The organism is Vibrio sp. SCSIO 43155, from assembly GCF_023716605.1.
GTDB lineage: Bacteria > Pseudomonadota > Gammaproteobacteria > Enterobacterales > Vibrionaceae > Vibrio > Vibrio harveyi.
Genome location: NZ_CP071853.1, coordinates 699,588 through 726,077 on the forward strand (window position 1 = coordinate 699,588; position 26,490 = coordinate 726,077).

Sequence of the window (26,490 nt, forward strand, 5' to 3'; positions counted from 1 at the left end):
ATCCACCCCGGTTATTCATCATCTGCGCTGTCATCGATAGAGTTCTCGATATCTAACAGCTGGCTTATTTGTTTGTTCACGTTGTTGAGCTCAGTTTTGATGTCCTCAATCAATTCATTAGGTGCGGGAAAGTGGTGCTTACTTAAATGTTCTAGCTTTGCCATCTTGGGTGGTAAATCATCATCACAAAGCAGGACCAGAATGGTTTTCAGCTTTTTTGAGTAGCCGCTCAGCTCTTCAAAACGGTTTTGTTTATGCAGCATTTCGATGTTGATCGCCGCGCTGCTGAAGTCCTTATAAAAATCTCCCAATAGCAATTGCAGCCCTTTGTGGCTGTTGTCGACTGAGCGCAACAGATTCGTCATGTTTATCATTGTTCCACCGCCCTAATTGCTTTAATGACAATAACTAAGGATCTTTAAATTGCGTTTTCAAATTTTTTTTACCTCTTTCTGGTTAAACAACATGAGTATGAAAAAAGTTGGATAAAAAAGTTGGTTTTCCAGAATGGTGTCCTTTACTGCCTCTAAACACGATCAGTTAGCTAATGGCAACGGAGGCTGTAATGGCAGGTGACAACAACCAAAATAACCAAAACAAAGACCTAAATGACGCGGTAGAACAAACGGAAACCAATGACGCGGGTACGCCCTCCCAGCAGCAGAATCAGCAAAACCAACAGAATACTATTGCTTCGACCGTAGCGACGGGTGCTGAAAATACCGATGCAGCAGACGAAGCCAATCAGGCGATGGAAGACAACCCAAGTGGTGCCGGAACAGAGGAAGAAGCCTCGGCGTCCGGTGGTGCGGTACAAGAAGACTCGCCAGAGAGTAGTGGTGGTTCGGATGCCGCTCAATCGAACGTGGTAGACAGCGTGGCATCAGATGGTGGGTCTGGTGAAGAAGCGTCTGGCAGCGGCGGTGCGGCTTCCGGTGCGGGTGCACAAGCCGTTGGTGGCGGTGATGCCTCTGGCTCTGAAGGTGGTTCGGACGCAGAAGGCAATGAAGCACAAGGACAAGCTGTACAAACGTCGGCTGCGCCAAGTGCCTCTTCATCCGATTCTGAAGGTTCACAAGGTGGTGATAACCTAGATTCAGAAACCACAGAAGAAACCTTTGCGGTGGACGTTCAAGACACCAGTGAAGAGACCACGACGCAAGTAGAAGATGATTTCGACTCTGAAACCACGAGCGAAACGTTCCAAATTAAAGTCGAAGGTGAAAACGATGCACCAGAGGTAGAACAAGATCTGGCTTACATCATGGATGAAGACGGCACCATTACCTTCACGCAAGAACAATTACTCGAATACGCAAGTGATGTTGATGGCGACGACCTTGTTGCGTCTAACGTCCAAGTAGGTGCGAATGCATCGGTTCAAGACAATGGTGACGGCACGTTCACCGTGGTTCCGGACGCTGATTTCAATGGTGAACTCGACTTAACGTTTGATATCAGTGATGGTCAAGAAACCGTTTCAAGTTCTATCGATTTAACCGTTCGTCCAATCAATGACGCACCAGTGCCTGAAGATAAAACCTTTGAGGTGGAAGAGGACGGAACTCTGATCTTCACCGATGCTGACCTGCTTGCTGGCGCAACGGATATTGAAGGCGACAACCTAACCGTTGAAGGCGTGAGCTACGATGGTGGCGACGGCATCCTGACCGACAACGGCAATGGGACTTACACTTTTGCGCCAAATGAAAACTTCAACGGCGATGTGAACTTCAGCTTTGATGTGTCCGACGGCACGGATACGGTTTCTGCCAACATTGATGTAAGCGTCACGCCAGTCGATGACGCACCAGTATCTGGCAATCTTGCTTACTCGGTGGATGAAGATGGCTCGATTCGTTTGAGCCAAGAGCAGTTGTTGTCGCAAGCTTCCGATGTGGAAGGCGATGCACTGACGGCATCTAACCTTTCGGTAGATGGCAATGCGACGGTGACTCAAAACGAAGATGGCAGCTTCACCATCACGCCGGACGCAGATTTCAACGGTGATATCGACATCAGCTTCGATATCTCAGATGGCACGAACACCGTTCAAGCAACCGCTGATCTAACCGTTAACCCAATCAACGATTTGCCGGTTCCTCAAGACCAGCAGTTCAGCGTGGAAGAGGACGGCACGCTGATCTTCACAGATGCTGACCTGCTTGCTGGCGCAACGGATATTGAAGGCGATAACCTCACCGTTGAAGGCGTGAGCTACGACGGTGGTGACGGCATCCTGACCGACAACGGCAATGGGACTTACACTTTTGCGCCAAATGAAAACTTCAACGGCGATGTGAACTTTAGCTTTGATGTGTCCGACGGCACAGATACGGTTTCTGCCAACATTGATGTAAGCGTCACGCCAGTCGATGACGCACCAGTATCTGGCAATCTTGCTTACTCGGTGGATGAAGATGGCTCGATTCGTTTGAGCCAAGAGCAGTTGTTGTCGCAAGCTTCCGATGTGGAAGGCGATGCACTGACGGCATCTAATCTTTCGGTAGATGGCAATGCGACGGTGACTCAAAACGAAGATGGCAGCTTCACCATCACGCCGGACGCAGATTTCAACGGTGATATCGACATCAGCTTCGATATCTCAGATGGCACGAACACCGTTCAAGCAACCGCTGATCTAACCGTTAACCCAATCAACGATTTGCCGGTTCCTCAAGACCAGCAGTTCAGCGTGGAAGAGGACGGCACGCTGATCTTCACAGATGCTGACCTGCTTGCTGGCGCTACCGATATTGAAGGCGATAACCTAACGGTTGAGGGCGTAAGCTACGACGGTGGTGACGGCATCCTGACCGACAACGGCAATGGGACTTACACTTTTGCGCCAAATGAAAACTTCAATGGTGATGTGAACTTCAGCTTTGATGTATCCGATGGCACAGATACAGTTTCAGCGAATGTGGATGTGAGCGTCACGCCGGTGAATGATCCTCCGGTGGCAGGCTCAACGTCTTACACGGTTCACGAAGACAACTCTATTACCATTTCTGACGCGCAGCTGTTGGCAAATTCTTCGGATTTAGAAGGGGATGTCTCGATTGATAGCGTGAGCTACTCTGGCAGCGATGGTGTGTTGCAAATCAATGGGGACGGTACGTACACCTTCTCTCCAAATGAAAACTTTAATGGTGAAGTGACGCTTGATGTTGTCGTCGCTGATGAAGAAGGCGCAACGGATGTCACCACTGCTGGCATTACGGTGCTGGAAGTGAACGATCCACCAGTCGCAGGACCAACTTCTTACACTATTGATGAAGATTCAGTTCTGACCTTCAGTGAGTCACAAGTGCTGTTGAATGCCTCTGATGTGGAAGGCGATGTAGAGCTTGTTGGCATTAGTTACGATGGTCCGGATGGCATTTTCACCGTTAACGATGATGGTACGTGCAGCTTCGCGCCAAACGAGAACTTTAACGGACAAGTTCAACTTGATGTGACCATTCGAGATGAGGATGGGGCAGAAGTTGATACCGTCATCAATGTGAATGTATTGCCAATCAATGATGCGCCAGTATCGGGTGATTTGGCTTACAGCGTTGATGAAGACGGTGCGATTACACTCAGCCAAGAGCAGCTTCTTTCTCAAGCGTCTGATATTGAGGGCGATGACCTGACTGCTAGTGATTTGACTGTTGATGGAAACGCAACCGTTACAGCGAACGATGATGGCAGCTTCACGATTACACCAGATGCGGACTTTAATGGTGACATTGATATCCAATTCAACATTACGGACGGCACAGACACTATCCAAGCAACGGCGGATCTAACGGTTAATCCGGTTAATGATCTTCCTGTTCCTCAAGATCAGCAGTTCAGTGTTGAAGAAGACGGCACGCTTCAGTTTACTGACGCAGACTTGCTTGCTGGCGCGACCGACATCGATGGCGATAACTTAACGGTTGATGGCATTAGCTACACGGGCAGCGATGGTGTGCTGACTGACCACGGTGATGGTACTTATACCTTTGCACCAAATGAAAACTTCAACGGTGATGTCAGCTTTAGCTTTGGTGTTTCTGACGGCACTGAAACCGTACCTGCCAATGTGGATGTGAGCGTCACTCCAGTGAACGATCCTCCGGTTGCGGGTTCAACGTCTTACACGGTTGATGAAGATAATGCGATTACGATTTCCGACGAGCAGCTTCTGGCTAACTCTTCAGATGTGGAAGGCGCAGTGTCCATCGATAGCGTGACCTATTCAGGCACCGATGGCGTATTCCAAGACAACGGTGACGGCACTTACACCTTCATGCCGAATGAGAACTTCAGCGGTGATATCAGCCTTGATGTGATTGTGGCGGATGAGCAAGGTGCGATTGACGAAACGACCGCAGGCATTACGGTCATTGAAGTGAATGATCCTCCAGTTGCCGGTCCAACGTCTTACACGGTTGACGAAGATTCAGTACTGACATTTAGTGAGTCACAAATTCTTGCCAACGCATCTGATATCGAGGGTGATGTAGAGCTTGTTGGCATCAGCTATGAAGGCTCGGATGGTATCTTTACCGTCAATGGCGATGGTACTTGCAGCTTTGCACCAAACGAGAACTTCAATGGTCAAGTTCAGTTGGATGTGACCATTCAAGATGAAAATGGGGCAACCGTTGATACGCACATCAATGTCGACGTATTGCCAATCAACGATCCACCAGTATCGGGTGATTTGGCTTACACCATCAACGAAGACAGCTCAATAACGCTAAGCCAAGAGCAGCTGCTTGCCAAAGCGGGCGATATTGATAGCGAGAACCTTGAAGCCATCAATCTATCGACAGATGACAACGCGACGATTCAATACAACGATGATGGCAGTTACACCATCACACCGGATGAAAACTACAACGGCGATCTAGACCTGACCTTCGATATCATTGATAACGATGGTGGTTCGGTACAAGTTGGTCTGGATATTACGGTTAATCCTGTGAATGACTTGCCACAAGCGCAAGATCAACAGTTCACGGTAGAAGAAGATGGCACCTTGCTGTTCACGGATGCAGACCTATTGGAAGGCGCATCGGATATTGATGGCGATGATCTGTCTATCGAAAACGTTCTCTACACAGGTGCGGATGGTGTGCTTACCGACAATGGCGATGGCACTTACAGCTTCGCGCCGAATGACAACTTCAACGGTGATGTTCAGTTCACATTCGATGTGTCTGACGGCACAGGTTCAACACCAGCATTCATTGATGTCAGCGTGACACCAGTGAACGATCCACCGGTTGCAGGTTCTACGTCTTACACGGTTCAAGAAGACGGTCAAATCACCATTAGTGACGAGCAGTTGTTAGCCAACTCTTCTGATGTGGAAGGCGACGTAGCCTTGGCGAATGTTAGCTACTCTGGTAACGACGGTAGCTTCGTGGACAATGGCGACGGCACATATACCTTCACGCCAAATGAGAACTTTGACGGTAACATTTCGCTCGACGTTACGGTCATCGACCAAGATGGTGCAACGGATACAACAACCGCAGGCATCGATGTTATCGCGGTGAACGACGCACCAGAAACGTCAGGTATCCAAGCGGAGGTGGATGAAGATAACGCCATCACCATCACGCAAGAACAGTTGCTTGCGAATGCGACAGACATTGAAGGTGATGACCTTGTTGCCAGCAATCTACAAACCAATGACCCGGATGCGACGATCGTAGCCAACGATGATGGTTCATTCACGATTACGCATACGGAAAACTTTAACGGAGAGTTGGACTTCACTTACAACATCAGCGATGGCGAAAATGATGTTCTGACCACGCTGGATCTGACCGTTAATCCTGTCAACGATGCGCCAGAAGCGGGCGACGAGATCTTTATTCAAGCGGAAGAAGACCAAACAGTGGGTGTTTCTCTGCGTGAAGAGCCTGCGTTACGTCTCGACCAAGCCCCTGAAAACGGCATCATTGAAGCGAATCTAAATGACGAATGGGTACAGTTAGAAGTCGGGCAGGAGGTGCCTGCAGATACGGAAGTGCGCTTCATTCCAAACGATGACGCATTGGCAAACGGTACGCATACGAGTCAAATTGGTACCTTTGACGACAACGCTAGCCTCGATGATTGGGGTACGGCTGTTGACCCTTACACACGTGAGTTTGTTGATGGTGATTTGAAAGTTACCGTTCAAAGTAATGATGACCCACTCGGTGCGTGGAATGGTAAAACACACATTGGTCACGGTATTGGCGATACTGACCGCCAAGGCTTGAGCGGTGATGAAAAACTGACTGTGACCGTTGAAGGTCAAGACATCAACGAAATCAGCTTCCACCTAGATGGTCTAGGCGGCTGGTTTATGGAAGAGTCTCGCCACTTTACCGAAGTCGAAATTCGCGCATTCAACTCCGATGGTGATTTGATCGACTCGATGACTTACCACAAAGAAGATCGTGGTAGCTATGAGACGGATTACACCCTAACGGTGAACGAGCCGGTGTCTTACTTTGAGTTAGGTACGATTCAAGGTAACGGTACATACGTGGTTCAAAACATGACGGTTTCGCAAACTTGTCATGATGAAGCGGTGTTCACATCTATTGGCGTGGATGGCACGGAAATCACTGAAACGGTAGAACTGAATATCCGTGAAGGTGACAGTGAAATCGAACTGACTGCTGATCTACCAAATGTGACCATTGATACCGAAGGTTCTACGCAGTTTGCCTCTGTGGTAATCACAGAAGAACAGCTTTTAGCACAAGCGAGTGATATCGATAGCGATGTTCTTGATATTCAAAACCTTGAGCTGGTGGGGGATAACGCGGAGCACGCTACGTTAACCGACAACGGCGATGGTACATGGACAGTCACACCAGATGAGAACTTCTACGGTGAGATTGAGCTTGGTTACCAAGTCACGGATGGTGAACTCACCGACGACAACATCATCAACATCAACTTTGAAGCAGTAAACGATGCACCAATTGTTTCTGGTCCGATTGTGTTGTCGACTGATGAGGATGTGGGCATTACGTTTAGCGCGGATGATTTGCTTGCCAATGCAAGTGACGTGGAAGGCGATGCGCTGTCTATCTCTGATATCTCTTACAGCGGTGATAACGGTGAGCTTGTCGACAATGGCGACGGCACTTACACCTTTATGCCGAATGAAAACTTCAATGGTGAAGTCGACATCGATTACAAAGTCTTCGATGGCACCGATGAAGTCGATACCCATCTAGATCTGACCGTTATTCCAGTCAACGATGTGCCAGTTCCTGGTGCGCCGCTGCATACTCAAATGCTAGAAAACGGCACCATCATCATCGAAGCAAAAGACCTGTTATCAGGTGCGACTGATGTGGATGGCGACATTCTGCATATCGAGAATCTGCTGCTTGTTGACCAGTCACAAGGTACGTTGACAGACAACGGCGACAACACCTTTACCTTCGAGCCAACTTCGAACTTCTACGGTGAAGTGAACCTGACCTTCGACATCAGCGATGGTCAAGCAAGCGCACCAAGCACTGCGAAGATCGATGTTGAGATCGTCAACGAAGGTCCAGAAGTAAGCGGTCCTGTTGATGCGGTCGTCGATGAAGATGGCTCAATTACCATCACTCAAGAAGACTTGCTGGCGAACGCGACGGACGTGGATGGTGACAACCTTGAAGCGGTGAACCTGTCGACCAACGATCCTAATGCAACCGTCGTTGAGAATCCTGATGGTAGCTTCACGATTACGCCGAGTGAAAACTTCTTTGGTGAAATCGAATTTACTTATGACGTAACTGACGCGATCGAAACCGTCGCCGCGGATCTAAACCTCACCGTTAACCCAGTGAACGACCTGCCAGATGTGCCTGATTTGTCCTTCACCACAGAAGATGGCGAAGCTATCACGATTACTGAAGCAGAGCTGCTGGCTCAAGCGACGGACATCGAAGGCGATGATCTGTCTGTTGTTAACGTGACGAGCCTAAGCGATACGGTTCAAGTGACAGACAATGGCGATGGCACTTACACGTTAACGCCGGAGCAGGGCTTCTTTGGTAATGTTGACCTCACGTTTGATGTGAGCGATGGCACCGATGTGGTGGCGGCAAACATCGACTTGAAAGTTGAGTTCGTTAACGATGCACCAGAAGCAGCACCAATCGTGGCAGACGTGGACGAGGATGGATCTATCCTCGTGACACAAGAAATGCTGCTTGAAAACGCCAGCGATCAAGATGGTGATGACCTATACGCAACGGCACTAGAAACCAATGACCCGAATGCCTCTATCGTGGATAACGGTGACGGCACCTTTACCGTTACGCCTTCACAACACTTCAATGGAGACATCGAGTTTACTTATGAAGTGAGCGATGGTGAATTGAGTGTTGCCAATGAAATGACATTGACGGTGAACCCAGTCAATGACATTCCAATTGTTGCGCCTGGCATGTACCACATTGAAGAGGATGGCAGCATCCTGTTCACGCAAGAAGATCTGCTAAGTGGTGCGATTGATATTGATGGTGATGACCTCACCGTTACCAGCATTAACTACTCGGGTGATGAAGGTACTGTAACGGACAACGGTGACGGTACATTTAGCTTCGTACCAGAAGAGCACTTCAGTGGTGACTTGCAGTTCAGCTTTACGGTTTCTGACGGTACTGATGAAGTTGAGCAAGACATTAATGTCCATATCGAAGCCGTAGCAGATGCGCCAGACCTAGTCATCACTGATGGCGACGGTCGAAACGTGGATGACCAAGCAATCTTGGTTGAGCCAGGCGGTATTGTTGAAGTGAACATCGCCGCAGCATTGGTTGACCAAGACTTGTCAGAAACGCTGACTGTGACCGTTGATGGTGTTCCTGAAGGTTCGGTGATCAGCTACGACAACGAAGGGGTACTTAACGATCAAGACAACGGTATCACCAGTTTCAACGATACTGAAATCACGGTTACGTTTGAAGGTGAAACCGCGGGTTACCAAAACACAGCGGGTTACTACAAAGTCGATGAAGATGGCAACATCACTGGCGTTGAAGTGGTGTACGAAAATGCATCTCAAGTTGGCGGAGGTGGTGACCTAGTTCCGGGACAAGATCAGTTCAGCTTCCAAATCTCGGAAGGGGAAAGCTTCAACCTATTCTTGATTCCTAACGGTCATAACTTCAATGACTTTGCATCCATGCAAGATGGTCAGTACGAGTTCCGTGCAGCAGATGGCTCTCCTGCGAACATGGATACGGTTGACCCACAACTCGTGTTTGTTGGCGCTGATGGTTCTGAAACCGTAATTCAAAGCCAATTCGGTGATGCAGTCTTCCATGGTGGTTCAAGCTCAGAGCTCAACCAAGATGGCATTGAACATACCCGAACTACCGTGAACGAAGACGGTGAACTGGTTTACGGCTTTGAAGATCTCTACGGTGGCGGCGATGCCGATTACACCGACTTCAACTTCACCATTGATGTCGGTGAAGTGAACAGCCAGATCTACAGCGGTGAAGTAACAGTAGGTCCAGATGGTTCTGTAACGCTTCCAACCACAGCAATTGAACAAGAGCTACAGATTCAATTGCCAGAAGACTTTAACCAACAGCTAGAAATCAACGTAACGGCAACGGCAACAGAGCTATCAAATAATGATTCTGAAACCGTTTCTCAAACCATCTACGTCAATGCAACTGGTGCCCACATTGAACATGCGCCTGAAGCATTGCCTGTTTCAGCGATGGTTGAAGAAGATGGCTCAATCCTAATTACGCAAGAAGATTTACTCGCTAATGCGCGTGACTTGGATGGAGACCAACTGACAGCGCTGAATCTGGCAACGGATGATGAAAACATCACCATCACAGACAATGGCGACGGTACTTACACCTTAACGCCAGATGCGGACTTTAATGGTGATATCACCTTTACGTTCGATGTGTCTGACGGCGATGATGTTGTCTCTACCAACCTTGAGTTATTGGTGTCACCAGTTAACGATGCGCCTGAACCACAAGATCAAGCGTTCACTGTTGGTGAAGATGGTGTGCTGACCTTTACTGATGCGGATCTGCTAACAGGCGCTACCGACATTGAAGGGGATGACCTATCTGTTGAGGGCGTCACTTACACAGGCGCAGACGGTGTTCTTACTGACAATGGTGATGGCACCTACAGCTTCGCACCAAACGAGAACTTCAATGGCGACGTGAATTTCACTTTCGGTGTTTCCGATGGCACGGATACCGTGACGGCAAATATCGATGTAACAGTGACGCCAGAGAACGATCCTCCGGTTGCAGGCAGCACGGCTTACACCGTTCATGAAGACAATTCGATTACCATCAGTGACGAACAGCTATTAGCGAACTCATCGGATATTGAAGGCGATGTGTTGATTGAAAGCGTGAGCTACAGCGGTAACGATGGTGTGTTAGAAATCAACGGTGATGGTACTTACACCTTCTCACCAAACGAGAACTTCAGCGGCAAGGTGAGCCTAGATGTTGTCGTTGTCGATGAAGAGGGTGCAACGGACTCTACCACTGCTGGCATTACTGTGATTGAGGTAAATGACCCACCAATCGCAGGTCCTACCGCATACACTATCGATGAAGACCAAGTTCTAACCTTTAGTGAATCTCAAGTGCTACTGAATGCTTCGGATGTTGAAGGGGATGTTGAGCTAGTAGGCATCAGCTACGACGGTCCAGATGGTATCTTCTCAGTAAACGGCGATGGTACTTGTAGCTTTGCACCGAATGAAAACTTCAATGGTCAAGTGCAGTTGGATGTGACCATTCGTGATGAAGACGGCGCAGAGGTCGATACTTACATCACAGTCGATGTCTTACCAATCAATGATGCTCCAGTATCGGGTGACTTGGCTTACAGTGTCGACGAAGACAACTCAATCACGCTAAGCCAAGAACAATTGTTGGCACAAGCAACGGATGTAGAAGGTGATGCACTAACTGCTTCTAACCTAGTGGTTGACGGTGATGCGACGGTTACGGCTAATGACGATGGTAGCTTTACCATTACGCCTGACGCGAACTTCAATGGCGACATTGATATCACGTTCGATATCAACGATGGCAGCGATACTATCGTTGCAACGGCGGACCTAACGGTTAACCCAGTTAATGACTTGCCGCAGCCGGAAGATCAAGCGTTCACTATTGGTGAAGATGGTGTGTTGACCTTCACTGACCAAGATCTGCTTGATGGCGCAACGGATATCGATGGCGATGACCTATCGGTAGAAGGTGTCACTTACACAGGTGCGGACGGTGTCCTAACTGACAATGGCGATGGCACATACAGCTTCGCTCCAAACGAAAACTTCAATGGCGACGTAAACTTTACATTCGATGTTTCTGATGGCACGGACACCGTGACCGCGAATATCGATGTGAGTGTGACGCCAGAGAACGATCCACCGGTGGCAGGCAGCACGTCTTACACAGTGCATGAAGACAACTCGATCACCATCAGTGATGAACAGTTACTAGCGAACTCATCGGATATTGAAGGTGATGTATCGATTGATAGCGTGAGCTACAGCGGTAACGATGGTGTGCTAGAAATCAACGGAGATGGCACGTACACCTTCTCGCCAAACGAGAACTTCAATGGCGAAGTGAGCCTAGATGTTGTTGTAATCGACGAAGATGGCGCGACGGATTCAACTACCGCAGGTATCACGGTACTTGAGGTGAACGATCCGCCAATCGCAGGTCCAACTGCGTACACCATCGATGAAGACCAAGTTCTAACGTTCAGTGAATCACAAGTGCTTCTGAATGCTTCGGATGTCGAAGGGGATGTTGAGCTTGTAAGCATCAGCTACGACGGTCCAGATGGCATCTTCTCAGTAAATGGCGATGGCACTTGTAGCTTTGCACCGAATGAGAACTTCAATGGTCAAGTATCGCTAGACGTGACTATTCGTGATGAAGATGGCGCAGAAGTCGACACCTATATCACAGTGGATGTATTGCCAATCAACGATGCGCCAGTATCGGGCAACTTGGCTTACAACGTAGATGAAGATAACACGATTACATTGAGCCAAGAGCAATTGTTGTCTCAAGCGAGCGATGTGGACGGCGATGACCTTGTTGCTGAAAACTTGCTTGTAGATGGTAATGCGACAGTAACTGCTAACGACGATGGCAGCTTCACCATCACACCAGATGCGAACTTCAATGGTGACATTGATATCACGTTTGATATTAGTGATGGTTCTGACACCTTGGTCGCGACGGCAGACCTAACGGTTAATCCAGTTAACGACCTTCCACAGCCAGAAGATCAAGCGTTCACCATTGGCGAAGATGGCGTCTTGTTGTTCACTGATGAAGATCTGCTTGATGGTGCAACGGATATCGATGGCGATGACCTATCGGTAGAAGGTGTGACCTACACAGGTGCTGATGGTGTCCTAACCGACAATGGTGATGGCACTTACAGCTTCGCGCCAAACGAAAACTTCAATGGCGACGTGAACTTTACCTTCGATGTTTCTGATGGCACGGATACCGTGACCGCAAACATCGATGTAAGCGTGACGCCAGAGAACGATCCACCGGTGGCAGGTAGCACGTCTTACACGGTGCATGAAGACAATTCGATCACCATCAGTAACGAGCAGTTATTGGCTAACTCATCTGACGTCGAAGGCGAAGTAGCAATCGACAGCGTCAGCTACAGCGGCGCAGATGGCGTGTTCCAAGACAATGGCGACGGTACTTACACCTTCTCGCCAAACGAGAACTTCAATGGTGAAGTCAGCCTAGATGTTGTTGTGGTAGACGAAGACGGTGCAACGGATTCAACCACCGCGGGTATTACAGTACTTGAGGTAAACGATCCACCAATTGCCGGTGCAACTAGCTACTCAGTCAACGAAGACGAAGTCATCACCATTAGCTCTGAGCAGCTATTGGCGAATGCTTCTGACGTTGAAGGTGACGTCGCGATTGATAGCGTCAGCTACAGCGGCTCCGACGGTATCTTCACTGACAACGGCGACGGTACATTCAGCTTCGCACCAAACGAAAACTTCCACGGTGATGTCAGCCTAGATGTAGTCGTGACCGATGAAGATGGTGCAACGGTAGCAACCAATGCAAACATTGATGTATTGCCAGTCAACGATGCTCCGGTATCAGGTGATTTGGCATACAGCGTGGATGAAGATGGTTCTATCACTCTCAGCCAAGAGCAGCTTCTTGCACAAGCAGGCGACGTGGATGGTGATGACCTAACTGCATCCAACCTGACTGTTGACGGTAATGCGACCGTTGTTGCAAACGATGACGGCAGCTTCACTATCACACCAGATGCGGACTTCAATGGCGACATTGATCTGAGCTTCGACATTACGGACGGTGATGCAACCATTCAAGCGACTGCCGATCTGACTGTGAATCCAGTAAACGACCTACCAACGGTTGGTCAGCCACAGTTCGTCACGCAAGAAGACACCAGCTTCACCTTTACCGAAGAGCAACTGCTGCAAAATGCAGGTGATATCGATGGTGATAACCTAACGGTTGAAAACGTTGCCTCTGACAGCGGTACTTTGGTTGATAACGGTGACGGCACGTACACCTTTGCACCGAATGAAAACTTCGATGGCAATGTGAATGTGACGTTTGATGTCAACGATGGCACTGCAACGGTTCCTGCTGAAGCGAACATTGATGTTCAATCTGTGGTTGATATGCCAGAGCTTTCGATTGCTTCGGACTTGGTGATTGCCTCTGATAACTTCGAGTCTGGCTCGAACGGTTGGAACGCGAACACAGAGAGTTCACAAGGCTTCGAAACGGGCGACATGCTGGGTCGTATTGGTGGCACTGGCGGTGATGAAGCGGTCAGCAAAACCTACGAGATCCCAAGCGATGTCAATGAAGTGAATATTTCGTTTAGCTTCTATGAAATCGATTCTTGGGATGGCGAGTCGTTCCAAATCTTTGTCGGCGGCGAACAGCTAACCACCTTGGAGAACTCCGCGTTCCGTACTCAAGATGGTACGACAACGCTTTACGATTCTGACGGTAACGAAGTAGGTGAAGTGATCCACGGAGCTTCTCAACGTGAAGGCTTCAGTGGTTGGAACGACCAAGCTCACCAAATCAATCTGACGGTTCCTGTCGAGGATGGTGAATTGCAACTTGGCTTCGGTTCAACCTTGAATCAAGACGTTTGGGATGAATCGTTTGGTATCGACAACATCGAAATCACGGTAGCGGACGCGGATTACCAAATCATTGGTACCGAAGATACGCCAGTGCCGCTTGATATCGATGCCGCGTTAACAGATACCGATGGTTCAGAAAACCTCGCTATCTTGATTGAAGATGTGCCAGAAGGCAGCTCGCTATCAGCAGGTGTTGATAATGGCGACGGCACTTGGTCACTACAACCAGGCGAGCTAGAAGGACTAGAGTTTATCCCTTCTGCGGACTTCAACGGCGATGTGACGTTAACCGTGAACGCAACCTCTACAGATGTGGATACCGGAACCACGGCGACAGCGACGCAAGATGTGACGATTCATATCTCGCCAACCAATGATGCACCAGAAGTGACGGGTGATATCAGCGCAGTCACTGCCGAAGACAACAGCATTACGCTGACTCAAGAGCAGTTACTGGAGCACGCTGTTGATATCGATGGTGATGATCTAAGCGCAATCAACCTAAGCACCAATGATGAAAATGCGACGGTTGAAATGAACGAGGATGGCAGCTTCACCATTACTCCGAGCGAGAACTTCTACGGTGACATTGAGTTCACCTACGATGTGACTGACGGGGAAGAAGTGGTCGCCGCAGGTCTCGATCTAACAGTAACACCAGTGAATGACGCGCCAGAGCCACAAGATCAAACGTTCACCGTGGGTGAGGACGGTCTTCTTACCTTCACAGATGCAGATCTATTAACAGGTGCGACGGATGTAGAAGGTGACAACCTAACAGTTGAAGGTGTGACTTACACTGGCGCGGACGGTGTCCTAACCGACAATGGCGATGGCACGTACAGCTTCGCACCGAATGAGAACTTCAATGGCGATGTGAACTTCACGTTTGATGTGTCAGACGGTACGGATACAACCTCTGCCAACATTGATGTGAGTGTGACGCCAGAGAACGATCCACCGGTGGCAGGCAGCACGTCCTACACAGTACATGAAGACAACTCGATCACCATCAGTGATGAGCAACTACTGGCTAATTCGTCGGATATCGAGGGTGATGTTGCGATCAGCAGCGTGAGTTACAGCGGTAACGACGGTGTGCTAGAAATTAATGGCGATGGTACTTACACCTTCTCACCAAACGAAAACTTTACAGGCGATGTTAGCCTAGATGTTGTCGTGGTTGACGAGGACGGCGCGGTTGATACAACGACAGCGGGTATTACCGTTCTTGAGGTGAACGATCCACCAATCGCAGGCACTACCAGTTACACCATTGATGAAGATGAAGTCATCACCATCAGTGCAGAACAGTTGTTGGCAAACTCTTCCGATATTGAAGGTGAGGTAGCACTAGATAGCGTGAGCTACAGTGGCAGTGAAGGTATCTTTACCGACAATGGTGATGGTACGTTCAGCTTTGCACCAAACCAAAACTTCAATGGTGAAGTGAATCTTGATGTTGTAGTCGTGGACGAAGATGGTGCGACCGCTTCGACGGCGGCAAACATTGATGTTCTGCCAATCAATGATGCTCCAGTTTCGGGTAACTTGGCGTACAGTGTCGACGAAGACAACTCAATCACACTGAGCCAAGAGCAGCTTCTTGCTCAAGCATCGGATGTAGAAGGTGACGCATTAACCGCATCTAATCTAGTGGTTGATGGTGATGCAACGGTTACGGCAAACGACGATGGTAGCTTCACTATCACGCCAGATGCGAACTTTAATGGCGACATTGATATCACGTTTGATATCAACGACGGCAGCGATACTATTGTTGCAACGGCGGACCTAACCGTTAACCCAGTTAATGACTTGCCGCAGCCGGAAGATCAAGCGTTCACCATTGGTGAAGATGGCGTGTTGACCTTCACTGACCAAGATCTGCTTGATGGTGCAACGGATATCGATGGTGATGACCTATCGGTAGAAGGTGTGAGCTACACTGGCGCAGATGGTGTCCTAACCGACAACGGTGACGGCACATACAGCTTCGCTCCAAACGAAAACTTCAATGGCGACGTGAACTTCACCTTCGATGTTTCTGATGGCACGGATACCGTGACCGCGAATATCGATGTGACAGTCACGCCTGAGAACGATCCACCGGTGGCAGGCAGCACGTCTTACACAGTGCATGAAGACAACTCGATCACCATCAGTGACAAGCAGTTACTGGCGAATTCATCAGACGTCGAAGGAGATGTCGCGGTTGATAGCGTTAGCTACAGCGGAACAGATGGTGTGTTCCAAGACAATGGTGACGGTACGTACACCTTCTCGCCAAACGAGAACTTCAATGGCGAAGTGAGCCTAGATGTTGTCGTAGTCGATGAAGACGGTGCGACGGATTCAACTACCGCAGGTATTACAGTACTTGAGGTGAACGATCCACCAATTGCAGGCGCGACTAGCTACTCAGTGAACGAAGACGAAGTCATCACCATTAGCTCTGAACAGCTGTTGGCGAACGCTTCTGACGTTGAAGGTGAAGTTGCGATTGATAGCGTGAGCTACAGCGGCTCCGACGGTATCTTTACCGATAACGGCGACGGCACATTCAGCTTCGCACCAAACGCCAACTTTGATGGCGATGTTAGTCTAGATGTTGTGGTTGTTGATGAAGACGGTGCAACTGCGGCAACTAACGCAAACATCGATGTATTGCCAATCAACGATGCGCCAGTATCGGGCAACTTGGCTTACAGTGTCGATGAAGACAATTCAATTACGCTTAGCCAAGAGCAGCTTCTTGCTCAAGCATCGGATGTAGAAGGCGACGCGCTAACCGCATCTAACCTAGTGGTTGACGGTGATGCAACGGTTACGGCAAACGATGATGGCAGCTTTACCATTACGCCTGATGCGAACTTCAATGGTGACATTGATATCACGTTCGACATCAATGATGGCAGCGACACTATTGTTGCAACGGCTGACCTAACGGTTAATCCAGTTAACGACTTACCACAGCCAGAAGATCAAGCGTTCACCATTGGTGAAGATGGCGTCTTGCTGTTCACTGATGAAGATCTGCTTGATGGTGCAACGGATATCGATGGCGATAATCTTTCGGTAGAAGGTGTGAGCTACACTGGTGCAGATGGTGTCCTAACCGACAATGGTGATGGCACTTACAGCTTCGCGCCAAACGAAAACTTCAATGGCGACGTGAACTTTACCTTCGATGTTTCTGATGGCACGGATACCGTGACCGCAAATATCGACGTAAGTGTGACGCCAGAGAACGATCCACCGGTGGCAGGTAGCACGTCTTACACGGTGCATGAAGACAATTCGATCACCATCAGTAACGAGCAGTTATTGGCTAACTCATCTGACGTCGAAGGCGAAGTAGCAATCGACAGCGTCAGCTACAGCGGCGCAGATGGCGTGTTCCAAGACAATGGCGACGGTACTTACACCTTCTCGCCAAACGAGAACTTCAATGGTGAAGTCAGCCTAGATGTTGTTGTGGTAGACGAAGACGGTGCAACGGATTCAACCACCGCGGGTATTACAGTACTTGAGGTAAACGATCCACCAATTGCCGGTGCAACTAGCTACTCAGTGAACGAAGACGAAGTCATCACCATTAGCTCTGAGCAGCTGTTGGCGAATGCTTCTGACGTTGAAGGTGACGTCGCGATTGATAGCGTCAGCTACAGTGGCTCCGACGGTATCTTTACCGATAACGGCGATGGCACATTCAGTTTCGCACCAAACGAAAACTTCAACGGTGATGTCAGCCTAGATGTTGTCGTGACCGATGAAGATGGCGCAACGGTAGCAACCAATGCAAACATTGATGTATTGCCAGTCAACGATGCGCCAGTATCAGGTGATTTGGCTTACAGCGTGGATGAAGATGGTTCTATCACTCTCAGCCAAGAGCAACTTCTTGCTCAAGCCGGCGACGTGGATGGCGACGACCTAACTGCATCCAACCTGACTGTTGATGGCAATGCGACCGTTGTTGCGAATGACGATGGTAGCTTCACTATCACACCGGATGCAGACTTCAATGGCGACATTGATCTGAGCTTTGACATTACGGACGGTGATGCCACCATTCAAGCCACTGCCTATCTGACTGTGAACCCAGTGAACGACCTACCAACGGTTGGTCAGCCACAGTTTGTTACGCAAGAAGACACCAGCTTCACCTTTACCGAAGAGCAACTGCTGCAAAATGCAGGTGATATCGATGGTGATAATCTAACGGTTGAAAACGTTGCCTCTGACAGCGGTACTTTGGTTGATAACGGTGATGGCACTTACACCTTCGCGCCAAACGAAAACTTCGATGGCAACGTGAACGTGACGTTTGATGTCAACGATGGCACCGCAACGGTTCCAGCAGAAGCGAACATTGATGTTCAATCAGTGGTTGATATGCCAGAGCTGTCGATTGCTTCGGACTTGGTGATTGCCTCTGATAACTTCGAGTCTGGATCGAACGGTTGGAACGCGAACACTGAGAGCTCACAAGGCTTCGAAACGGGCGACATGCTGGGTCGTATTGGTGGCACTGGCGGTGATGAAGCGGTCAGCAAAACCTACGAGATCCCAAGCGATGTCAACGAAGTGAATATTTCGTTTAGCTTCTACGAAATTGATTCATGGGATGGCGAGTCGTTCCAAATCTTTGTCGGCGGCGAACAGCTAACCACCTTGGAGAACTCCGCGTTCCGTACTCAAGATGGCACGACAACGCTTTACGACTCAGATGGAAATGAAGTGGGTGAAGTGATCCACGGAGCCTCTCAACGTGAAGGCTTCAGTGGTTGGAACGACCAAGCTCACCAAATCAATCTGACGGTTCCTGTCGAGGATGGTGAATTGCAACTTGGCTTCGGTTCAACCTTGAATCAAGACGTTTGGGATGAGTCGTTTGGTATCGACAACATCGAAATCACGGTAGCGGACGCGGATTACCAAATCATTGGTACCGAAGATACGCCAGTGCCGCTTGATATCGATGCCGCGTTAACAGATACCGATGGTTCAGAAAACCTCGCTATCTTGATTGAAGATGTGCCAGAAGGCAGCTCACTATCAGCAGGTGTTGATAATGGCGACGGCACTTGGTCACTACAACCAGGCGAGCTAGAAGGGTTAGAGTTTATTCCTTCTGCAGACTTCAATGGCGATGTGACGCTAACCGTGAACGCAACCTCTACAGATGTGGATACAGGTACAACGGCGACAGCGACGCAAGATGTGACGATTCATATCTCGCCAACCAATGATGCACCAGAAGTAACGGGTGATATCAGCGCAGTCACTGCAGAAGACAACAGCATTACGCTAACTCAAGAGCAGTTACTTGAGCATGCCGTTGATATTGATGGTGACGACCTAAGCGCAATCAACCTGAGCACCAATGATGAAAATGCAACGGTTGAAATGAACGAGGATGGCAGCTTCACCATTACTCCGAGCGAGAACTTCTACGGTGACATTGAGTTTAGTTACGATGTCACGGATGGCGAAGAAGTGGTCGCGGCTGGTCTCGATCTAACGGTGACACCAGTCAATGACGCTCCAGAGCCACAAGACCAAGCGTTCACTGTGGGTGAGGACGGTATTCTTACCTTTACAGATGCGGACTTGCTAACAGGCGCGACGGATGTAGAAGGTGACAACCTAACAGTTGAAGGCGTGACCTACACAGGTGCAGACGGTGTCCTAACCGATAATGGTGATGGCACTTACAGCTTTGCACCGAACGAGAACTTCAACGGTGACGTGAACTTCACGTTTGATGTATCAGACGGTACGGATACAACCTCTGCCAACATTGATGTGAGTGTGACGCCGGAGAACGATCCACCTGTGGCGGGCAGCACGTCTTACACAGTACATGAAGACAACTCGATCACCATCAGTGACGAGCAACTACTGGCTAATTCGTCGGATATTGAAGGCGACGTAGACATCAGTAGTGTGACTTACAGTGGCAACGATGGCGTCTTCCAAGACAATGGCGATGGTACGTACACCTTCTCTCCAAACGAGAACTTCAATGGCGAGGTTAGCCTAGACGTTGTAGTTGTCGATGAAGAGGGTGCGACAGACTCAACCACTGCGGGTATCACAGTACTTGAGGTGAACGATCCACCAATCGCAGGTGCGACAAGTTACTCTGTTAATGAAGACGAAGTCATTATCTTCACGGAAGAGCAACTGCTAGCGCAATCAAGTGACGTGGAAGGCGACGTGAGCCTAGAAAGCGTCTCTTACAGTGGTAGCGACGGCATTCTAACGGCGAATGACGATGGCACTTACAGCTTCGCACCAAATGAAAACTTCAACGGTGGCGTAAGCCTAGACGTAGTCGTCGCAGATGAAGACGGTGCAACTGCGACAACCAACGCGAACATTGATGTATTGCCAGTCAACGATGCTCCGGTATCTGGCGACTTGGCTTACAGCGTCGATGAAGACGGTTCAATCACATTGAGTCAAGAGCAGTTACTGGCTCAAGCGGGTGACGTCGACAGCGATAATCTAGAAGCAGTGAACTTAACCGCGGTAGCCAATGCAACCGTTGTTGAGAACCAAGATGGTAGCTTTACGATTACGCCTGATGCGAACTTCAATGGCGATATCGACCTAAGCTTCGACTTGATTGATAACGATGGTGCAAGCGTGGAAGTGGGCGTTGACCTAACGGTGAACCCAATTAACGATGCGCCGCAATCAACGCCAGTGAATATTGCTGGCACCGAAGATACCACCATTCTTATCACGCAGGACATGTTGCTTGCTAACGCGACAGACATCGATAACACCTACGACGAACTGTCTGCTGTCGACCTAGTGATTGATGAGCAATACGGTGACTTGCTAGACAACGGTGATGGCACTTGGTCATTCACTCCGGCTGAGAACTTCAATGGTGATGTGCCAATGTCGTTCGGCGTCAGCGATGGTGATTTAGTTACGCCGGTTGAAGGCAATCTAAACGTCGAAGCGGTTAACGATGCACCAGAAGCGCCAACCATCCAGATGCAAGGCGAAGAAGATGTGGTCATGGTGATTGACCCTGCTTACATCGCTGATCAAGTTACGGATCTTGATGGTGACGAAATCAGCGTAGAAAGCATCACGGTTCGTGCTCCTGCAAATGCGACATTAACTCAGCAGCCAGATGGTATGTACCACTTGGTAACCACTCAAGACTTCAATGGTTTGGTGGAACTGGGCTATACCGCTACGGATGGTGAAGAAGTGGTTGAAGGCTCGTTGAATGTGGATGTTATTCCAGTCAACGATGCTCCATTCAATGTGGGTAATGCCTTTATGGCAACCGACGAGGATGGCGCATTCACCTTCGACGCGGGCGACCTGATGAACTTGTTTGGCGATATCGACACTGAAAACCTAGTCGTATCACGCATTATCACCGCAGAAGGTGAAGATGGTGGTGAGGTAACGGACAACGGTGACGGTACTTGGACATTCACACCGACTGGCGATTTTGCAGGGGTTTCTGACTTGCAAGTTGTGGTAAGTGACGGTGAGTTTGAAACAGTACTTGATGTACCAGTGTTTGTTCGCCCTGTTGCAGATGGCGCGGTCATCACAACCGACCATGATGGTCCGTTAGTGTTCGGTGAGGACGAAACGGGTCACCTAGGCTTGAATGTCGGTCTAATCGACGATTCAGAAACGCTAAGTAACCTAGTGATGACTGGTTTCCCTGTTGGCTTCGAAGTTACGGATGGTGTGAACACCATTACCATTACGGAACCGGGTCAATACATCGACTTGAACGAGTGGGATATTTCAGACTTGCAAATGACGCCTCCGGCTGACTTTAATGGCGAGTTCTTCGTAACCGTGACCGCAACAACGGTGGATTATGGTGACGAGCCAGAAGAGTTCGAAGATGGTATCGATTCAGGTGACTTCGAAACCCTAGCGGGTGAGTCCGTTATCCTAACCGCAGATGACCTAATCGGATTGGCAGAGAATGTGGACGCTGACGCGGGTGATGAAGTGAAATTCGTTCACCTAGCTGATCGCAGCCAAGGTGAGATTGTCGATAACGGTGATGGCACATGGACATTCAATCCAGCACCAGGCTTTACTGGTGAAGCGGATATCGCTTATGTGATTGATAAAGACGGTGTGCTTCATGATGAGCAAACAGGTGTGGTCGTGAAAGAAGACGCACCACAAGAGAATGCTTCTCCAGAAATCGACAGCATTTCTACCACAGAAATGGCAGCGGATGGCACCTTGTCGTTCACCAATGACGACATGCTATCGACCTTGAGCGATGCAGAAGGCGACAGCTTGAGCATTGAGTCAGTCAGTCTAATGGAAGGTCAAGGTGTGATAGAGACCGATAACCAAGGTAACTACCAATTCACACCAGCAGAAGGCTACACCGGAGATGTTCAAGTTGGTTTTATCGCAACTGACGGTGAAAACCGCATTGAGAGCTTCTTTAATGTCGACATCCAAGGTGAGGGTGAAACTACTACCAGCGAAGGCTACGCACTCGCTGATGATGGTTCACTAACACTAACGGAAGCACAGTTGATTGATGAGCTTGGCATTAGCCCTTCAGCAGAAGTGTTGGATGTTGCCGATGCAAACGATGCTGGTTTCTTCGCGAAATCAGGTGATGAAGAGTGGACATACTGGCCGAATGATGACTTCGATGGCAATTTGGCTATGGATGTTCAGGTCAACGACAACGGTGAAGTATCGACTCAGAATCTGAGCATCCAAGTTGCGGACGATTCAGCGCAAAGCGACGAGCCACAAATCCAAACTGCTCAAGCATCATCAGAGCAGCAAGTCGGCGAAGCGCAACAGCCTGAAGAGCAAGCAACAAACGGTGCAGACAGTGAAGAGGAGAGCGCAGCTGATGTGACTGCAGCACCAGGCGATACCATTTCTATCTCGGTTCCAGATGAGGTCAGTGGTAACGAATCGGTGGATTATGCAGAAATGTCCGGTCTACCTGATGGTGCATCAGTAAGCAACGCACTGGATAATGGCGATGGCAGCTTCACATTAAGTGGCAACCTGAACCAACCAGTATCGGTTGACTTACCAGAAGGTTACGAAGGTACGAGCGAAATCCAATTCCAAGGTTACGACGAATTGGGCAGCGCGGTAGAAGGTGCGAGTGGCACAGTTGAAGTTGAAGTCGATGATCAATACACCATGCAAGGTTCTGCTCAAGATCAGCAGCCAGACATGGCGGGTATGGAATCTGGCGGCAGTGACTGGACAAGTGCAGGAGGTCAAGATCAAGGTGTTGACTTCACGGACGACTCTGGCAGCTTCGACTCGGATACTCAAACGGGTACTGACCAAGGCAACGATTTCGACCAAAGCTCAATGTAAGCAGTCCTAGACGAGGGCAGTGTCATTGCTGCCCAAACCAAAGCCATGCAGAGCCTACTTTGCATGGCTTTTTTGTTGGTCTTCTTTCTATGAGCTTTAGAAAAAAACTTGGAAATTGAAAAAAGTATTCTTAGCTAGTTAAAGAGTGAGTTACAAGGAGGAGCGACATGTACCGTTATGTCAGTTCGCCAAAAGCGTCGAAGTACATAGTACCGCCGCCACAGCATCGTGAGTTGTCGAGTATCGATGTGCCGGAGTCCGAACTAGAGATGCGTGAAATTCTGAACAATTGGTTTGCCGATGGATTGGCGCCCATCATTCAAAATGAAGACAATTACATCTCTGCTAATGAGCAACAGCGCTTTGAGCAGCTAAGCCGTACGGTGGGCGTGCTACTGCGTAATAAAGATTACTACTTTGCCACCAAGCGGATTCTTTCATTGTGGGAGCAAGACTGTTTAGAAACCACTTACGTTAATTATCTGATTTTACGTAGTGAGCGCATACCATACTTCGAATAAGTCCCATTTCTTGGCTTGAAATAGTGGTTTACATGGTTTTCTTAGTAACTTTTGATACCTGTATTTAACATTTTTGTAAACATCGTTATATTTAAGGCTCATCGTTGTCAGGAGTTTATGGATGAACCTTACGATATCAGGGAAGTTGCAGCTCAGTTTTGTGCTGCTAGCCGTACTTTTTATGGCATCAGCGGTATTCACGTATCGCAACGTCACCACCGTAGAGCAATACGCCTCTTCGTTACTTAAATCCGATTTACCGACCGTCGACACCAGTCGCGGTATCCAACAGTCCGTTCAAGCGTCGCTGTCTTCTATTCGAGCCTACATGTTGCTAGGTGGCGATGAAGAGGCGAGCGCACGTCTGAGTGAGGACGTACGCAATATCATGGCATCTACAGACGAGTCGCTTCCAACTTTGCAGGCGTTGATCTCTGAACAGGATTTTCAAGCGATTCAAAGTCAGTGGGATGCAGTCAAAGTCTCCTTGAACAAGCTGATTGAACTTAGCCACAGTGACGAGAACTTACCCGCGCACAACCTCTTTATTAACGAAGCGGCACCCATTGCAGAAGTGGCACTTGATCAGCTTCAAAGCTTAATCAATGAAGAGTCAGGAAACCCATTTGGTGGAGACAGAAAACGTCTGTTTAAAGTCTATGCCGACAGTTATACCTCCCTCGCCAATGCAATGTCTGCTTTGCGAGATTTCCTGTTGTACGGGCAGCGAGATCATTTGGACAAATACCACGACTTGATTAAGTACCACAATCAGTCCGTGGCGGAAATCGACAGTAAACTCGACAGACTAACTGATAACGACCAATCATTGTGGTCACTGTTTAAGGAAATGCAGCAACTGTACTTTCCTTTAGCAGAGCAGGTAATTGCATTGCGTCAGTCACCAGAGTGGAACGAATCAAACTTGCTGATGGCGAACGAACTGTTGCCAGCAGCGGATGCCCTAGACCAAAGTTTAGAAACGATCGTATTGGCTCAGCAAAGTCGTGCTGATCAAAGCGGGCAGGGCATTAATCAGTCAATCAAGAACGTACTCACCACCATGTTGATTGCAGCGGCATTGGTTTTGTTTGCCGCAGTAGCGATTTCAAAATACATGGGCAATACCATTGGTCGTCGAGTGAAAAACTTATCGGAACGTGCAAAGACGATCGCTTCAGGGGACGTTTCTCAGCCTCCGCTCACCGTTGTTGGGAAAGATGAATTGGCAGACCTTACCGATTCGATTAACCGCATGAACCAATCGTTAGCGAGCATCGTGGCAGGGGTGAGTGAAAAAGCGCACCAAGTGGATACCAGCATGGGAGCTTTGTTGGAATCGGCGCAAGTCACTTCATCGAATGTTGAACAGCAACAGACCAGCATTGTTGAAATGGGAAGCCAATTGGATGAAATCGCTTTAGCCGCGCGTAACACCCTAGATCAAGCCAATCAATCGGTGCAGAAGCTTTCTGATTCAAAAGGTGAGATTGAACAAGGTCGTGATGCTTTAGAGCAAAACAAAGTCACCATGGAAAGCTTACATGGCAGCATTGAAACCGCGAGCACGCAAGTGACGCAGTTAAGCAAAGAGAGCGAAGCCATTGGTCGAGTTACAGAGGTGATTGAAGGCTTAGCAGAACAAACTAACTTACTGGCATTGAATGCCGCGATAGAAGCAGCGCGTGCGGGTGACCAAGGACGAGGCTTTGCGGTTGTGGCGGACGAAGTACGCATGTTAGCGACGCGCACTACTCAATCGACGACAGAAATCAACGGTATCATCAATGCGATTCAACGCTCGACCAATTCTGTGGTTGAGGAGATTGAACACAGTCAATCACTTGCGGAGCAGGGCGCTGAGCACATTGAAAAAGCGGTAACTCGTTTGCTCGTCACTACTGAACAAATTGGTTCTTTGAATGAACAAATGGCAGAACTTGCGGCAGCGGCAGAGCAGCAATCTCATGCGACCAATTCGATCACTGGATTGATGTCCGGTATTACTCAATCAGTGGATGAGGTTTCGAATAACAGCCAACGTGCATCAGAGACATCATTGCAAGTAAAAGAGCAAGTTACTGAGCTGAATCAACAGATGGCAACTTTCAAAACGGCGTAGATAAGGTTTACATCGTTCATCGACTTTTGAACGTTAACCAAATAGTAAAAAAGCCCCAATCCTTTTTACACAAAAAGGATTGGGGCTTTTTGTTGGATGATACGCCGATATTCGTCTATTTGCTCATTGGATTTGGCTATTTAAATCATAGCTAAAACCAAATTCTCTTCACCGAGCCGGAGTCGTAATATGACTCCATCGGCAGCAAATACTGCAAAAGAATTTTTAAACTTTATACCAATCTCAGTAAGAGAATCGTTCGTTACTACAATTGGTATCATCCT

At 48.8% G+C, this 26,490-nt stretch carries 4 protein-coding genes; 3 read left to right on the plus strand and 1 reads right to left on the minus strand.

Annotated elements, in window-relative coordinates:
* Nucleotides 1-11: 11 nt before the first annotated feature.
* On the minus strand, nt 12-365 hold the full coding sequence (locus J4N44_RS20320) for a hypothetical protein (protein WP_029790234.1): 354 nt from the start codon (nt 363-365) through the stop codon (nt 12-14).
* 200 nt (nt 366-565) lie between these two features.
* Between J4N44_RS20320 and J4N44_RS20325 the strand changes: the two genes are divergently transcribed.
* From J4N44_RS20325 to J4N44_RS20335, 3 genes are all read left to right on the plus strand, one after another.
* Nucleotides 566-23,563 (plus strand): tandem-95 repeat protein, encoded by a 22,998-nt coding sequence (locus tag J4N44_RS20325; RefSeq protein WP_252045667.1) that lies wholly within the window; start codon nt 566-568, stop codon nt 23,561-23,563.
* A gap of 167 nt (nt 23,564-23,730) precedes the next feature.
* Entirely contained in the window at nt 23,731-24,084 is a 354-nt protein-coding gene (locus J4N44_RS20330) for a hypothetical protein (protein WP_005375589.1), read from the plus strand.
* A 121-nt stretch (nt 24,085-24,205) separates the two neighbouring features.
* Nucleotides 24,206-26,206 (plus strand): HAMP domain-containing methyl-accepting chemotaxis protein, encoded by a 2,001-nt coding sequence (locus J4N44_RS20335; protein ID WP_252045668.1) that lies wholly within the window; start codon nt 24,206-24,208, stop codon nt 26,204-26,206.
* Nucleotides 26,207-26,490 lie beyond the last annotated feature (284 nt).

Bases quoted from the DNA above. Each gene is read 5' to 3' on its own strand.
- J4N44_RS20320 (WP_029790234.1), bottom strand. From the start codon at position 365: ATGACGAATCTGTTGCGCTCAGTCGACAACAGCCACAAAGGGCTGCAA.
- J4N44_RS20325 (WP_252045667.1), top strand. From the start codon at position 566: ATGGCAGGTGACAACAACCAAAATAACCAAAACAAAGACCTAAATGAC.
- J4N44_RS20330 (WP_005375589.1), top strand. From the start codon at position 23,731: ATGTACCGTTATGTCAGTTCGCCAAAAGCGTCGAAGTACATAGTACCG.
- J4N44_RS20335 (WP_252045668.1), top strand. From the start codon at position 24,206: ATGAACCTTACGATATCAGGGAAGTTGCAGCTCAGTTTTGTGCTGCTA.